The organism is Christiangramia sabulilitoris, assembly GCF_007050985.1.
Taxonomy (GTDB): domain Bacteria; phylum Bacteroidota; class Bacteroidia; order Flavobacteriales; family Flavobacteriaceae; genus Christiangramia; species Christiangramia sabulilitoris.
Genome location: NZ_VHSF01000002.1, coordinates 654,589 through 669,298, shown reverse-complemented (window position 1 = coordinate 669,298; position 14,710 = coordinate 654,589). Strand labels below are relative to the sequence as shown.

The window sequence follows — 14,710 nt, the reverse complement described above, 5'->3', positions numbered from 1 at the left end:
TTTTTTATTTCCTGCGATGAAAACTCTATTTTTAAGCCTTCTTAAAAACTAGTTCAGATTTGATCTCGAAAACCACTATTGATAATGTTTTTGAAACCGCCCGGGTAGAGGAGGTTATCGGTGATTTTGTACAGCTGAAAAAATCGGGGAGCAATATGAAAGGTTTGAGTCCCTTTACAGATGAACGCTCTCCCAGTTTTATGGTTTCTCCTGTGAAGCAGATCTGGAAAGATTTTAGTAGCGGGAAGGGAGGTAATGTTGTTGCCTTCTTGATGGAACATGAGCATTTTACCTATCCCGAAGCTATAAAATACCTCGCGAAAAAGTACAATATAGAGATCGAAGAAACTCAGCAGAGCGATGAGCAGAAAGAACAGGCTAATGAGCGGGAAAGTATGTACCTGGTCTCAGAATATGCCAATAAATTCTTTCAGAAGCGTATGCATGAGACAGATGAGGGGCAGGCTATAGGTCTCAGCTATTTTAAGGAAAGAGGTTTTTCGCCGGAAACCATTAAGAAATTCGATCTGGGATATTCGCCGGATGATTGGGAGGTTTTTACAAAAGCGGCCCTTGATGCCGGGTACAAACTGGAGTATCTGGAAAAGACGGGCTTAACCATTGTAAAAGAGAATAAAAGGTTCGACAGGTTCAAAGGCCGGGTAATGTTCCCTATTCACTCCATGTCTGGTCGTGTGCTGGGTTTTGGAGGCAGAATACTTTCCAATACCAAGAAAGCCGCTAAATATCTCAATTCACCCGAGAGCGATATTTACCACAAAAGCAAGGTGCTGTATGGTATTTATTATGCCAAGCAGGCCATTGCAAAAGAAGATAACTGTTATCTCGTGGAAGGATATACCGATGTGATCCAGTTCCATCAAAGCGGGATAGAGAATACGGTATCTTCTTCAGGTACCGCGCTTACTCCAGAGCAAATAAGACTGATCAACAGGCTGACTAAAAATATAACCGTTCTTTTTGACGGGGATGCTGCCGGAACCAGGGCTTCTTTAAGGGGGATAGATCTTATTCTCGAACAGGGAATGAATGTAAAGGTTTGTCCGTTTCCTGAAGGCGAAGATCCGGATAGTTATGCCCGGGCAAATTCAGACGAAGACCTACAGGAATTTCTAAAAGAAAATTCTTACGATTTTATTACCTATAAGGCCTCCTTATTAATGGATGAGGCTAAGAATGACCCGGTCAAAAAAGCTGGATTGATCCGGGATATGGTAATTAGTATTTCCAAGATCCCCGATAATATTCAGCGTGAAGTTTATCTCCAGGAATGTTCCAGGATCATGGACATTAACGAGGATGTTCTTTATGCTACCCTGGCCCAAATAGAAAATAAAGATCCAAAAACTGGTAGCCAGTATCAGAAGAAGAAAATGGAAGTGGTCAGGGAGAAGGAAACTCCTAAGACCAAAATCGACCAGTTGTATGAGCTGGAACGAAAGATCATTAGTCTTTTAATTCTCTATGGAAGGGAAGAAGCCGAATTTCATGATGTTCTTCTAAAACAGAATGAACATGGAGAAATGGTTTATGAATCTGAAGTTCAGCAGGCGAAGGTATTTGAGAAAATATTCCTTGACCTTCAGGAAGATGAAATAGAATTCACCAATGAGGATTTTAAAGAATTGTTCCAGTTGCTTATAGAAAAACTGAATAGTGAAGACGAATTTGGTGTGGAAATGATCATTAATGATCTTGAAAAATCTCAGGCAATAAAACTTACCGATATCCTGATGGAAGAGGAGCAATATGAGCTACATGACTGGGAGAGGCATGATATTCCGGTTAAAAAGAAAGAACAGGGTATTTCTCAATATGTTACTCAAACCATACTGTCTCTTCGACGGTACCTGGTGGAAAGAAAGATTAACGAACTGGTACAGGAAATGAAAGATGGCGGCTCTGAAGAAAACAGAACTGAAATGATCCAGGAAATTATGAGTTATACCAGTTTAAGTACGATCCTGTCTGACAGGCTTGGTAGAGTTATGTAGTATTTAACTGCAGAAGCCTCGATTGGGTAATAAGATCAGCGACATTATCTACTTTTAATTTCTTAAGTAACCTGGTTTTATAGGTGCTAACGGTTTTTTCGTTTATATCTAAAGCTTCAGCAATATCTTTATTGCGTTTTCCTGAAGACAATAAATTCAGAACTTCCGTCTCACGGGTAGATAGTTTCTTAAACTTAGTGATCAGGCTTTTACCTCTGGAAATCCCTGAATTCAGTTTCTCAGTGATCTTACGGTTCAGGTAGATTCCTCCACGTGCCACCTGGTAGATCGCTTTCTCTAACGTTTCATTATCTGTATGTTTGGAAATATAACCGGCTGCTCCTGCTTTGATAGCACTCAGCGCATACATTTCTTCAGGGTGGGAACTAAAAATTAAAGTTTTAACCTCGGGATATTCCTGTTTGATCCTTCTAATGGCATTGATGCCGTTTATTTGCGGAAGATCTAATTCAACGATAAGTACATCTGGTGTGTCTTTCTCTAATTGATTAAATAGTTGTGCACCACTACCAACTCTACCATAAACATGAAGCGCCGGATTGTTTTGAAGTACACATTTCACACCTTCTAATATTATGGGGTGGTGGTCTGCGATTAATACTCGATACATGATTTCTAATTAAAACAAGTCCGGGGGTAACTCGTTGATTTTGCTTTCTTTAACCTAAAATAAGGCTTTGCTATATCAAAAAGTCAAAGTGATAAATATATTCGACAAGATGTCTATTTCTTTAGATGAACGGGTATCTCGCACACCGGGATAGGATGCATTTTATGCTGGTTAGCTTTATTAAGACGTCCGTAAATATTGAATACTTCAAGCTTTCTTCCCGTAAAATCAGCGGCGGTTTTTCCTTCGTCGATACTTTTCATCGCCCATTCCAGTTCGTCATAAGAAGCTCCCAATTGATCTTCATCGCTTCTGCTATCTCCAAATAAGCCATCTGTAGGAGCGGCGATCATGATTTCTTCAATGATATTCAGGTATTTTCCAAGTTCGTAAACTTCGCTTTTTAAAAGGTCTGCAATGGGGCTAAGGTCTACGCCTCCATCACCATATTTGGTATAAAATCCTACGCCAAAATCTTCCACTTTATTCCCGGTTCCGGCAACCAGATATTTATGCAGGCCTGCAAAATAGTACAACGTACTCATTCTTAATCTCGCTCTTGAGTTGGCCAGGGATAGATCTAAGGTCGAAGTTTTCCTGTGTTGGGGCATTGCCTTTCTAAACTCTTCAAAAACAGGTGTTAGATTCACTTCCAGGCTACTTACATTGGCGAAATTATGCTGCAATTCATCAATATGCTTTCTTGCTCTTGAGATCTGATTTTTATCCTGGTGTATAGGCATTTCCAGGCATAATGTAGGCATGCCGGTTTTCGCACACAGCGTTGAGGTTACTGCAGAATCTATTCCTCCGCTAACTCCCACCACAAAACCGGTCATATTGGCTTTTGTTGCGTAATCTTTTAGCCAGTTTATGATGTGGTCAGCTACTTTTTCGATCTGCATAATATTGGGTCATTTAGTTTGTAAGTAATACCTTTGCCCCACAAATCTAATACTTAAAGCCAATTTTTAAAAGGCATAGGCGTTAAAGCCTTCATAATAGAAAGCTATGCTGAAGAACTTAGGATTTTTACTACTATTACTAAGCCTTTTTTCCTGTAATAATCAATCTGAAATTGAAGCAGAGATCGATAAGATTGATGCCGATTTTAAGCTGATAAGATTTGACCGTGAGTTTGCAGCAGCGTCAGAGGAAACCCTTCCGGCTTTGAAGACGAAATATCCTTTCCTTTTTCCTGAACACTACCCGGATAGTGTCTGGGTTCAGAAATTGAATGATAGTATACAGCAGGAAATAGAGGTAGAGGTAGAAAAGGTTTTTTCTGAATTTTCTGTGGAAAATGATGAACTGCACAGCCTTTTCCAGCATGTAAAATATTATTTTCCAGATTTCCAGGTGCCAGATGTCATTACGGTAACTTCAGAAGTGGATTACAAGAATAAAACGATCTATACGGGGGATTATCTTTTTGTTGCCCTGGATACTTACCTGGGCACGGAACATAACTTCTATCTGGGAATTCAGGAATTTTTGAAAAAGAACTTCAGAAAAGAACAAATCGTTTCTGATGCTGCTGGAGAAATTGCCGGAAATTTTGTGCCTAAAGCTGAAGCCAGAACATTTTTAGCGCACATGCTGTATTACGGAAAGTTACTTTATTTGAAAGATAAATTTATTCCGTTCAAAGAAGATGCTGAAAAAATTGGCTATACAGAAGAGGAGCTCGAATGGGCTAAAGCCAACGAAGCCCAGATCTGGCGATATTTTGTAGAAAATGAGCTTATTTTTGATACAGATTCTGAGTTGTATTCCAGGTTCCTGTATCCCGCGCCTTTTTCAAAATTCTATCTGGAACTTGATGCTGAATCCCCGCCTATGCTGGGTCAATATATTGGCTGGAATATAATAAGGTCTTACATGGAAAAAAATGATGTTTCTATAAAAAGAATGCTTAATACCCCGGCTGAAGAAATTTTTAATAAAGCGAACTATAAACCGAAGAAATAATGTCTCAATTCAAAAAGTCTGAAATAAATATAGAGGTAGTAACCGATGAAAATCACGTTCCGGAAAATATTACCTGGAGTGCAGAAGATGGAAACGTTTATAAGGAAGATGCCAAGGCGCTGATGCTTTCTGTGTGGGATAGTAAAGATCAGGAGACCCTGAGGATAGATCTCTGGACCAAGGAAATGCCGGTAGATGAAATGAAGAAATTCTTTCACCAGACTTTGGTATCTATGAGTGATACCTATTTCAGGGCCACCCAGGATGATAAAATGCGGGATACCATGAAAGATTTCTGTGATTATTTTGCTGAGAAGACCGTGATCAAAAAGAGCTAGTGAAAAAACTGATCTTTGTATATAATGCCGATTCCGGCAAACTCAATGCCTTGATGGATTCATTGCAAAAGGTAGTGAATCCATCATCTTATTCCTGTAAGCTCTGCGAGCTTACTTATGGCCTGGTGGATGAAAAGAAGGAATGGAAAAAATTCAGGCAAAGCCTGGATGTTAAAACCGATTTTCTTCACAAAAACGAATTCCTGAAAACTTATGCCTCCAAATTCGGGCATAAATTTGAATTTCCGGTCGTCCTCGCTCAAACCGATAAAGGCCTGGAAGTATTTATTTCGAAAAATGAATTTTCAGAGATAGGGGATCTGGAAGTTTTAATGGAGACGATAAGAAAAAGGCTGCAACTTTACTAGGATTTACGCAGCTGCTCGTTCACTTCTTCAATATAATCAAGAACATCATCCTGCCCCAGTTTTGTAGAGGCTGAGGTAATGAAATACTGCGGCATTTCTTCCCAGGTTTCCAGCATTTCGGCTTTATAGTTGTTTATATTCTCCTCGAGATTCTTTGCTTTCAATTTATCTGCTTTGGTGAAAATGATACAGAATGGTACATTATGTTCACCCAGCCAGCGCATGAATTCCATATCTATCGGCTGAGGTTTATGCCGCGAATCTATTAAAACGAATGCACAGATCATTTGCTCTCTTTTTTCAAAGTAAGCCGTGATAAATTTTTGGAAAACTCTTTTGGTAGATTTCGAAACCTGAGCATAACCATACCCGGGCAGATCTACCAGGTGCCAGTTTTCATTGATCAGGAAATGATTGATCAATTGCGTTTTTCCTGGCTTTGCCGAGGTTTTTGCCAGAGACTTTCTGCCCGTAAGCATGTTGATGAGGGATGATTTCCCCACATTACTACGACCTATAAAGGCATATTCAGGCAAAGTGCTATTAGGGCATAGTTCAACTTTGGAGTTGCTTACCACAAATTCAGCGGTCTTGATTTTCATAAGAGCTATTTTAGATCTTTCGTTCTTTCATCCAATCGTGCAAGATCTGGTTGAATTCATCAGGATGTTCCATCATGGCGGCATGTCCGCACTTATCGATCCAGTAAAGGTCTGCATCTGGCAACAGGCGCTGAAAATCTTCTGCTACTTCAGGTGGAGTAACCGTGTCATTTTTGCCCCAGATGACGCAGGTTGGGGTGGTCATTTTTGGCAGATCCTTAGCCATATTGTGGCGAATTGCACTTTTAGCAATAGCAAGTGTCTTTACCAGCTTGTTCCTGTCGCTCACCGTGGTGTACACTTCATCTACAATTTCTTTGGTGGCAATTTTGGGATCATAGAAAACGGCTTCTGCTTTTTTCTTTATAAAATCATAATCACCACGTCTGGGATAACTTTCTCCCATGGCGTTTTCGTAGAGTCCAGAACTACCGGTGATCACTAAAGCTTCTACGATTTCAGGAAACATTTTAGTAGCCAGTAAGGCGATATGTCCGCCCAGGGAATTCCCCAGTAGGATCACTTTATCGTAACCCTTGAAGTCAATAAATTCTTTGAGATATTTGGCAAATGTGCCCACACTCGTTTTAAGAAGTGACATTGAATATAGAGGCAGTTCAGGGATTAGAACTTTGTATCCCTTTTCCGGAAAGTAATTAATTACACCATCAAAATTACTGAGGCCTCCCATAAGTCCATGAAGAATAACAATTGGTGTTCCTTCGCCCTTTTCAAGATATGTGAATTTTCCCTCTTGCCTTAAGTGATCTTTCATTGATAGCCTTTGCGGTTAGCAATCGCAAATATAGCGATTTCGATACAAGTATAATCATTTTTGAGCAACTGCAACAGCTTTTTGACCATGTGGGAAATTTATAAACAACAGATTATTTAGGCGATAATATCCACATTTCAACCCCGTTTTTCAAATTCCTGAATTTTAAGTCAATAGCGCTATTTCAAAGGTTTTCAATTACATACGGTGGTAAAACTTATTAACATTGTGGTAAAAAGTGGTAAATTGTGGTAATATTTTCAATATATTTGGCTCTATATAGCTTGATTGTGATAAATCTAATTGGAACATACGAATGTAAAGTTGATGCTAAAGGCCGGTTAATGGTGCCTTCGGCATTAAAAAAGCAATTAGCTCCCATTATGCAGGATGGATTTGTGATCAAGCGTTCAGTTTTTCAAAACTGTTTGGAGTTGTACCCGATGAATGAGTGGAATATGCTCATGGGGAAAGTTAATAAGCTGAACAGGTTCGTTAAAAAGAACAATGATTTCATTAGAAAGTTCACGGCTGGAGTTAAAACCATTGAAGTTGATACGAATGGCCGGCTTTTGATTCCGAAAGACCTGGTAAGTTTCGCCGGAATTTCCAAAGAGATCGTTCTTTCTTCGGCAATTAACATTGTCGAAATCTGGGATAAAGACAAGTATGAACAAAACCTTGATTCTTCAGACGACTTTGCAGAGTTGGCAGAAGAGGTAATGGGAAATACAGATTTGGATGGATTATCATAACCCAGTTCTTTTAAAAGAATCGGTTGATGGTTTGGATATAAAGCCAGACGGGGTCTATGTGGATGTGACCTTCGGTGGTGGAGGGCATTCCCGTGAGATCCTTAAAAGGCTTGGTCCTGAGGGTAAATTGTATGCCTTTGATCAGGACAAAGACGCTCTTGAAAATAAACTGGGTGACCCGCGGTTTACGCTTATCAATGAAAATTTCAGATTTCTGAAGCGATTTCTAAGATTTTATGGTGTGAAGCAGGTGGATGGTATTCTGGGTGATTTTGGTGTTTCTTCTCATCAGTTCAATGAAGCTGAAAGAGGTTTCTCTACCAGGTTTGATGCAAAACTGGATATGAGAATGAACCAGGGAGATAAGTTGAGTGCATTCGAAGTTGTAAATGAATATGATGAGGAGCAGCTTAAAAAGATGTTCTATGAATATGCAGACCTGAAGAATGCCCCGAAACTGGCGAGAACGATCGTTGCAGAAAGAAAAAATAATCCCATTGAAACCAGCGAACAGCTGAATGATCTGCTGAAACCTTTGCTTTTTAAAGGGAAAGAAAATAAGATCCTTGCGCAGATATATCAGGCGATCAGGATCGAAGTGAACCAGGAGATAGAAGTTCTTAAGGAGTTTTTGTTGCAGACAGAAGATGTTTTGAAAAAGGATGGCAGGTTAAGTCTAATCTCCTATCATTCTTTGGAGGACCGGCTGGTGAAGAGATATATAAGGAGTGGTTTGTTCCAGGGCGAGCCGGAAAAAGATATGTATGGGAATATTTCAGTCCCATTCAAGAAAGTTAGCGGATTAATAGTACCGTCAAAAGAAGAGATAAAACAAAACAACCGTGCCCGTAGTGCTAAACTTAGAGTGGCAAGAAAGTTATAAGATTCGATGAAAAGAGGTTTTTATAACATATTGAAAGCAAATTTCCTAATCAGCGAAGATGCTGTAAAGAACTGGAGGTTTATTGTTTTCTGTACGGTACTGGCAATCGTGATGATCGCAAGTTCTCACAATGCTGAAAGAAAAGTGCATCAAATCGCCAAGCTTAACAAGGAAGTATTGGAGTTAAGAAGTGAGTTTTTAGAAAGGCGATCAAAATTAATGCGGGTAAAGATGGAATCTACCATTACTGAAAAGATGGTAGAAAAAGGGATAGGGCCTTCAGAGACTCCACCCAACAAGATAAGAGTGATAATAAAAGACTAACCTCTAATGGCTACAACCGAAAAAAGCATCCTGAATCGCATGTACTTTGTGGCTGGCTGTCTGTTTCTATTTGCGATAGCAGTAGGGGTGAAGTTGCTTAATATTCAGTTCGTTCACGGTGAACATTATAAAGAACTCGCTGAGGAGCGAACCCTGAGAAATTTTAAGATTCCGGCAAACCGCGGTAATTTATATGATGTTAATGGCAATCTTTTGGCTACTTCGGTTCCCAAATATGATGTTAGGTTCGATGCAGTTACTGTTTCAGATAAAGATTTCGAAGAAAATATAGGAGCCCTGTCAAAGGAACTTTCAAAAATGCTGGGTAGACCTGCGGCTTATTTTTCGCAGAAATTGAGGGCCGCACGGGCAAACAGGCAAAGGTATGTTCTTATAGCTAAAAATCTTGGTTATTCAGATTATATGAAGATGCGGGAATTTCCCATGTTCAACCTTGGAACCTATAAGGGAGGTATGATCACCGAGCAAAGTACAGTGCGTGAACATCCTTTAGGGAAAATGGGTGAACGCACGGTGGGATATGAAAGGCGCGACGAAAATGGATATTTTACTAGGGTAGGCCTTGAAGGTGCTTTTAGTAATTATCTAAGGGGAACAGATGGCAGGAGGTTAAAGCAAAAGATCGCTAAAGGCCAATGGAAACCAATTAGTGATAATAATGAAATGGAGCCGGAAGATGGCTATGACGTCGTTTCCACTATAGATGTAAACATCCAGGATATTGCCCATCACTCTCTGCTTAGGCAACTGGAATATTTCGAAGCAGATCATGGAACGGTGGTGGTGATGGAAACCGAAACCGGTGAGATTAAAGCGATGTCTAACCTGGGTAGAACCAAGGAAGGCACCTACTTCGAAAAAAGGAATTATGCGGTCTATGAAGCTCATGAACCGGGTTCAACCTTTAAGCTTATGGCTATGGTCGCTGCCCTGGAAGATAAGGTGGTAGATACCAGTAAGATCTTTGATACAGAAAAAGGAGTGGTTAGATTTTATGGCAGGCCTGTAAGAGATTCTCGTCATGGTGGATACGGAAAAATATCTGCGGCGAAAGCATTTGAGCTTTCTTCAAATACAGCATTTACAAAAATGATCACTGAAGGATATAGGAACAATCCTTCCAAATTTGTTGATCGACTATATTCAATGGGACTTAACCAGAAGATTGGTCTTGAAATCAAAGGTGAGGGATCCCCCCGAATTCCTCACCCTCAAGACAAAGACTGGAATGGTTTGAGTTTGCCGTGGATGGCCTTTGGCTATGGAGTAGCCATGACCCCGCTGCAAACTTTAACCTTTTATAATGCCATTGCCAATGACGGCGAAATGATCAAACCCAGGTTTATTAAGGAGGTTAAAGATCGCGATAAGCCAGTCATCACCATGGAAAAGCAGGTGATGAACCCTGCTGTTTGCTCGATAGAAACAGCAAAAAAGGTTAGGGAGATGATGAAGAGAACAGTGGAAAGAGGGACGGCTGCAAATATTTACACAGAGAATTTTTCGATGGCCGGTAAAACAGGTACCTGTCAAACCGAATACTGGATAGAACCGGGAAGATATATTGCATCTTTTGCGGGTTATTTCCCAGCGGAAAATCCAAAATATTCCTGTATAGTGGTGATACATAAACCAAACCGAAGAAAGGGGTATTATGGAAATATTGTGGCGGCCCCGGTATTTAAAGATATCGCCAGAAAGATATATACAGATACCCCGGTAATGGATGAACTGGAATCACTGGAGGTGGATGATGAAAAGGTAAGAACAGATTTTGAAGAATATTATACCAGGATACAGGACGAGAAATTATTAATGCCAGATGTTACCGGTATGCCGGCCATGGATGCAATCTCTATCCTGGAAAACCTTGGTCTTGAAGTAAGGCTTAATGGCAGGGGTGTAGTAAAAAGACAATCTGTATCTGCTGGCCAGAAATTGAAGAATAAGCAAACCGTAAAATTGGAGTTGAGTTAATGCAGGTTTTAAAGGACATACTTTACAGGGTGAATATGAAGGCAGTGACCGGAGATACCGGTGTCACTGTTAATGACATACATTTTGATTCCAGGAAGGTTAAGCTTAATGATGTTTTTATTGCGATTCGCGGAACCCAGTCAGATGGTCATAACTTTATCAGGAATGCTGAAAACCAGGGTGCACTGGCGATTGTATGTGAGGAAATGCCGGAAAATAAGATCAATGGGGTTACCTATATAGAGGTAGAGGATACAAAAAAAGCCCTGGCATATATCTCGGCGAATTACTTCGATGAACCTTCTTCAAAACTGAAGCTTGTTGGAGTTACAGGAACTAATGGTAAAACGACCATTGCAACCTTGTTATACGATCTTTTTACCAAAGCCGGCTATAAATGCGGTTTACTTTCAACCGTAAAAGTTATGGTTGGAAAAGAAGAACATTCAGCTATAAGGACCACACCAGATTCTATTACCATTAATTCTTACCTGCGTGATATGAACGATGCCGGGGTGGAATTCTGTTTTATGGAAGTTAGTTCTCACGGGATAGATCAGCATAGGACAACAGCTCTGAAATTTGCAGGTGGTATCTTTACTAATCTTTCTCATGATCATTTAGACTATCATAAAGATTTCGCGGAATACCGTGATGTTAAAAAACGTTTTTTCGATGAGCTTCCTTCTTCAGCATTTGCCCTCACCAATGCAGATGACAAGAATGGAGCAGTGATGCTTCAAAATACCAGGGCGAAGAAATATACCTATGCTCTAAAATCGTTCGCAGATTATAAGGCCCAGATCCTGGAAAATAATTTTACGGGATTACTTCTGAAAATAGATGAACAGGAATTATGGTCCAGATTGATCGGGAATTTCAATGCTTATAATGTGCTGGCTATTTATGCCACGGCAGATCTTCTAGGATTGAAAAGATTAGAGATCCTTCGTATTATAAGTGAACTGAATTCTGTGACCGGAAGGTTTCAATATGTGATTTCTGAAAAAGAAAAGATCACTGCAATCGTGGATTACGCCCATACGCCCGATGCTTTGAAAAATGTGCTCGAAACTATAAACAGTATCCGTACTAAAAATGAAAATCTTATCACGGTAGTGGGTTGTGGTGGAGACCGGGATAGAACCAAAAGACCAAAAATGGGGCATATCGCTTCAGCTCTAAGTAGTAAGGTCATATTTACCAGCGATAATCCCAGGACAGAAGACCCGGAAAAGATCATTGAAGATGTGGAAGCCGGGGTAGAGCCTCAGAACTTTAAGAAAACTACAAGTGTGACCAATAGAAAACAGGCTATAAAAACTGCCTGCCAGATGGCCACGCAAAACGATATTATACTCATTGCCGGAAAAGGGCATGAGACCTATCAGGAAATTAATGGAGAGAAATTCGATTTTGATGATCTCGAGATCGTAAAAGGATTTTTGAAACAACTGGATAAATAATGCTGTATTACCTATTTAAATTCTTAGAAGAACAGTATCAGTTGCCCGGTGCGCAGTTGTTTGAATTTCTTTCATTCAGGTCTGCCATGGCGATCATCCTGTCGCTTGGAATTTCTACTATTTATGGAAAACGAATTATCAATTACCTGAGAGCGAAGCAGATTGGTGAAAGTGTGCGTGACTTAGGCTTGAAAGGTCAGTCTGAAAAAGCGGGGACTCCAACTATGGGAGGTTTGATCATTATAATTTCCACGCTTATCCCGGTATTGCTTTTTGCTAAACTCGAAAATATATATGTAATCCTTCTTATCGTAACTACCTTGTGGATGGGGGTCATAGGATTTCTGGATGATTACATCAAAACTTTTAAGAAAGATAAAGAAGGTTTAAAGGGAATATTTAAAGTGATTGGTCAGGTTGGACTTGGTTTGATCGTAGGTTGTACTATGTATTTCCATCCCCAGATCACCACCAAGGAAGTAGTAACCGAAACCAGCCCGACTGAAAATGTGATCGCACGTGCAGAAGTAGTGGACATGGGGCCAGAAGTAAAAGACACTAGTACTACGATCCCTTTCGTCAAAAATAATGAGTTTGACTATTCGAGCCTCATCAGCTGGATAGACCCGTCTTTAGTGGATTATGCATGGCTTATTTTTATTCCCATCGTGATCTTTATCGTAACGGCAGTTTCAAACGGAGCCAATCTAACCGATGGTATAGATGGTCTTGCCGCAGGTTCCTCGGCGATAATAGTATTGACCCTTGGTATATTCGCCTGGGTATCTGGTAACATCATTTTCTCAGATTATCTGAATATCATGTATATACCACGTTCTGGAGAGATGACCATTTTTATCACTGCCTTCGCGGGATCTTTGGTTGGTTTCCTGTGGTATAATACTTATCCCGCGCAGGTATTTATGGGTGATACGGGAAGTCTTACCATTGGTGGGATCATCGCAGTACTTGCGATTGCCACGAGAAAAGAATTATTGATCCCACTTCTATGCGGAATCTTTTTAATAGAAAACCTTTCAGTAGTAATGCAGGTGGGCTGGTTCAAGTTTACCAAGCGAAAATATGGTGAAGGCAGGAGGATCTTCCTGATGTCACCATTGCATCACCACTATCAGAAGAAGGGTAAACATGAAAGCAAGATCGTAGTGAGGTTCTGGATCGTCGGGATTTTTCTGGCCATCCTAACCATTGTTACTTTAAAGGTTCGATAAGCAGGAAATTGTGAGTAAGAAGATAGCGATACTTGGCGGTGGAGAAAGTGGAATTGGGACAGCAATTCTGGCGAAGAAAAACGGGTATGAGATCTTCCTTTCAGACAAGGGAAAGATCAAGGAGAAATACAAAGAAGTTCTTAGAAATATTGAGATCGATTGGGAAGACCAACAGCATACCGAAGCCAGAATCTTTGATGCAGATGTGGTGATGAAAAGCCCGGGAATACCAGATACTGCTCCTATGATCGTGCAGTTAAAAAAAGAGGGTATTCCGGTAATTTCTGAGATCGAATTCGCGTCCTGGTTTTCTGAAGTTCCGGTGATCGGGATTACCGGTAGCAATGGTAAAACCACGGTGACTAGTCTTGTTCAGCATTTATTGCAACAGGGTGGGGTCAATTCCGGGATGGGAGGTAATATCGGGAATAGTTATGCCAAACTGGTCGCTGAAGAAACGCATGACTGGCATGTTCTGGAAATAAGCAGTTTTCAGCTAGACGGTATTGTAAAATTCAGACCTCATATTGCGGTTTTGACCAATATCACTCCAGATCATCTGGATAGGTATGATTACAACCTGGAGAACTATATCGCTTCGAAATTCAGAATTGTAGAAAATCAGACAGAAAATGATTTTTTCATTTACGATGCTGATGATAAGATTATTACAGGCTGGTTAGAAAAGAACCCGGTTCGATCAAAAAAATTGCCTTTTTCATTAGAGATAACTATTGAAAATGGCGCTTATATAAAAGATGAAAATATTGTTGTAACAATTAATAATACAAAGTTTACTATGCCAACATCAGAACTTGCCCTACAAGGCAAACATAATGCTAAGAATGCTATGGCTGCGGCCACAGTTTCACAACTGCTCCGAATCAGAAAGCAAACGATAAGAGAAAGTATGTCGAATTTCCAAGGAGTGGAACATCGTCTTGAAAAAGTTCTGAAGATCAATAATGTGCTTTATATCAACGATTCTAAAGCTACCAATGTAAATGCAACGTATTACGCCCTGGAAAGCATGGAATCTGAAACGGTTTGGATCCTGGGTGGTGTTGATAAGGGAAATGTTTATGATGACCTGTTACCACTGGTAAATGAAAAAGTTAAAGCGATCGTTTGCCTGGGTGTAGACAATAATAAGATTAAAGCTTCTTTTGGAAATATCGTGGAGAATATCGTGGAGACCACTTCGATGAGCGAAGCGGTACAAATGGCATACAGGCTTGCTGAAAAAGGTGATAATGTGTTGTTATCTCCGGCTTGTGCCAGTTTCGATCTGTTCGAGAATTATGAGGATAGAGGAAGACAATTCAAAGAAGCTGTTAGGAATTTATAAAAAT

The 14,710-nt window shown here is 40.1% G+C and carries 15 protein-coding genes; 11 read left to right on the top strand and 4 right to left on the bottom strand.

Annotation, left to right across the window (positions count from 1 at the left end; all coding sequences use genetic code 11):
* The first annotated feature begins 59 nt into the window (after window positions 1-59).
* Window positions 60-2,015 carry a DNA primase gene (dnaG, locus tag FGM01_RS09595; protein WP_143410955.1) on the top strand — a complete coding sequence of 652 codons (1,956 nt, stop codon included), beginning with the start codon at window positions 60-62 and terminating at the stop codon, window positions 2,013-2,015.
* Here dnaG and FGM01_RS09590 read toward each other — a convergent pair.
* Window positions 2,008-2,646, bottom strand: a complete 639-nt coding sequence (locus FGM01_RS09590) for a response regulator (protein ID WP_143410954.1) — start codon at window positions 2,644-2,646, stop codon at window positions 2,008-2,010. The genes dnaG and FGM01_RS09590 overlap by 8 nt on opposite strands.
* A gap of 113 nt (window positions 2,647-2,759) precedes the next feature.
* A complete protein-coding gene (gene nadE / locus FGM01_RS09585) occupies window positions 2,760-3,551 on the bottom strand; it encodes an NAD(+) synthase (protein ID WP_143410953.1) in 792 nt (263 codons plus the stop codon).
* Between the two features lie 106 nt (window positions 3,552-3,657).
* On the opposite strand from nadE, the gene gldB reads away from it, so the two are divergent.
* From gldB to FGM01_RS09570, 3 genes are read left to right on the top strand one after another with little or no spacing between them, the layout of a single operon-like run.
* A complete protein-coding gene (gldB, locus tag FGM01_RS09580; RefSeq protein WP_143410952.1) occupies window positions 3,658-4,617 on the top strand; it encodes a gliding motility lipoprotein GldB in 960 nt (319 codons plus the stop codon).
* A complete protein-coding gene (gene gldC, locus FGM01_RS09575; protein ID WP_143410951.1) occupies window positions 4,617-4,955 on the top strand; it encodes a gliding motility protein GldC in 339 nt (112 codons plus the stop codon). Before gldB ends, gldC begins: the two co-directional genes overlap by 1 nt.
* Window positions 4,955-5,323: a GTPase gene (locus tag FGM01_RS09570; RefSeq protein ID WP_143410950.1), complete on the top strand. Its 369-nt coding sequence runs from the start codon at window positions 4,955-4,957 to the stop codon at window positions 5,321-5,323. The genes gldC and FGM01_RS09570 overlap by 1 nt, the downstream gene beginning before the upstream one ends.
* Here FGM01_RS09570 and yihA read toward each other — a convergent pair.
* Both yihA and FGM01_RS09560 read right to left on the bottom strand, forming a co-directional pair.
* Window positions 5,320-5,925 carry a ribosome biogenesis GTP-binding protein YihA/YsxC gene (gene yihA, locus FGM01_RS09565; RefSeq protein WP_143410949.1) on the bottom strand — a complete coding sequence of 202 codons (606 nt, stop codon included), beginning with the start codon at window positions 5,923-5,925 and terminating at the stop codon, window positions 5,320-5,322. The two genes, FGM01_RS09570 and yihA, sit on opposite strands and share 4 nt — an antisense overlap.
* 10 nt (window positions 5,926-5,935) lie before the next feature.
* Window positions 5,936-6,700 carry an alpha/beta fold hydrolase gene (locus FGM01_RS09560; protein WP_143410948.1) on the bottom strand — a complete coding sequence of 255 codons (765 nt, stop codon included), beginning with the start codon at window positions 6,698-6,700 and terminating at the stop codon, window positions 5,936-5,938.
* A 290-nt stretch (window positions 6,701-6,990) separates the two neighbouring features.
* Here FGM01_RS09560 and mraZ point away from each other — a divergent pair, with 290 nt between their 5' ends.
* Genes mraZ through murD form a run of 7 tightly spaced genes read left to right on the top strand, consistent with a single transcriptional unit; the run spans window position 6,991 to window position 14,706 of the window.
* Window positions 6,991-7,455 carry a division/cell wall cluster transcriptional repressor MraZ gene (gene mraZ, locus FGM01_RS09555; protein WP_143410947.1) on the top strand — a complete coding sequence of 155 codons (465 nt, stop codon included), beginning with the start codon at window positions 6,991-6,993 and terminating at the stop codon, window positions 7,453-7,455.
* Window positions 7,442-8,338, top strand: coding sequence for a 16S rRNA (cytosine(1402)-N(4))-methyltransferase RsmH (gene rsmH, locus FGM01_RS09550; RefSeq protein WP_143410946.1), 897 nt, complete (start codon window positions 7,442-7,444; stop codon window positions 8,336-8,338). Before mraZ ends, rsmH begins: the two co-directional genes overlap by 14 nt.
* Before the next feature lie 6 nt (window positions 8,339-8,344).
* Window positions 8,345-8,662, top strand: coding sequence for an FtsL-like putative cell division protein (locus FGM01_RS09545; protein ID WP_143410945.1), 318 nt, complete (start codon window positions 8,345-8,347; stop codon window positions 8,660-8,662).
* A 6-nt stretch (window positions 8,663-8,668) separates the two neighbouring features.
* Window positions 8,669-10,660, top strand: a complete 1,992-nt coding sequence (locus tag FGM01_RS09540; protein ID WP_143410944.1) for a penicillin-binding protein — start codon at window positions 8,669-8,671, stop codon at window positions 10,658-10,660.
* On the top strand, window positions 10,660-12,126 hold the full coding sequence (locus FGM01_RS09535; protein ID WP_143410943.1) for a UDP-N-acetylmuramoyl-L-alanyl-D-glutamate--2,6-diaminopimelate ligase: 1,467 nt from the start codon (window positions 10,660-10,662) through the stop codon (window positions 12,124-12,126). The genes FGM01_RS09540 and FGM01_RS09535 overlap by 1 nt, the downstream gene beginning before the upstream one ends.
* On the top strand, window positions 12,126-13,358 hold the full coding sequence (gene mraY, locus FGM01_RS09530) for a phospho-N-acetylmuramoyl-pentapeptide-transferase (RefSeq protein ID WP_143410942.1): 1,233 nt from the start codon (window positions 12,126-12,128) through the stop codon (window positions 13,356-13,358). The genes FGM01_RS09535 and mraY overlap by 1 nt, the downstream gene beginning before the upstream one ends.
* A 10-nt stretch (window positions 13,359-13,368) precedes the next feature.
* Window positions 13,369-14,706 carry a UDP-N-acetylmuramoyl-L-alanine--D-glutamate ligase gene (gene murD / locus FGM01_RS09525; protein WP_143410941.1) on the top strand — a complete coding sequence of 446 codons (1,338 nt, stop codon included), beginning with the start codon at window positions 13,369-13,371 and terminating at the stop codon, window positions 14,704-14,706.
* Window positions 14,707-14,710: the final 4 nt, after the last annotated feature.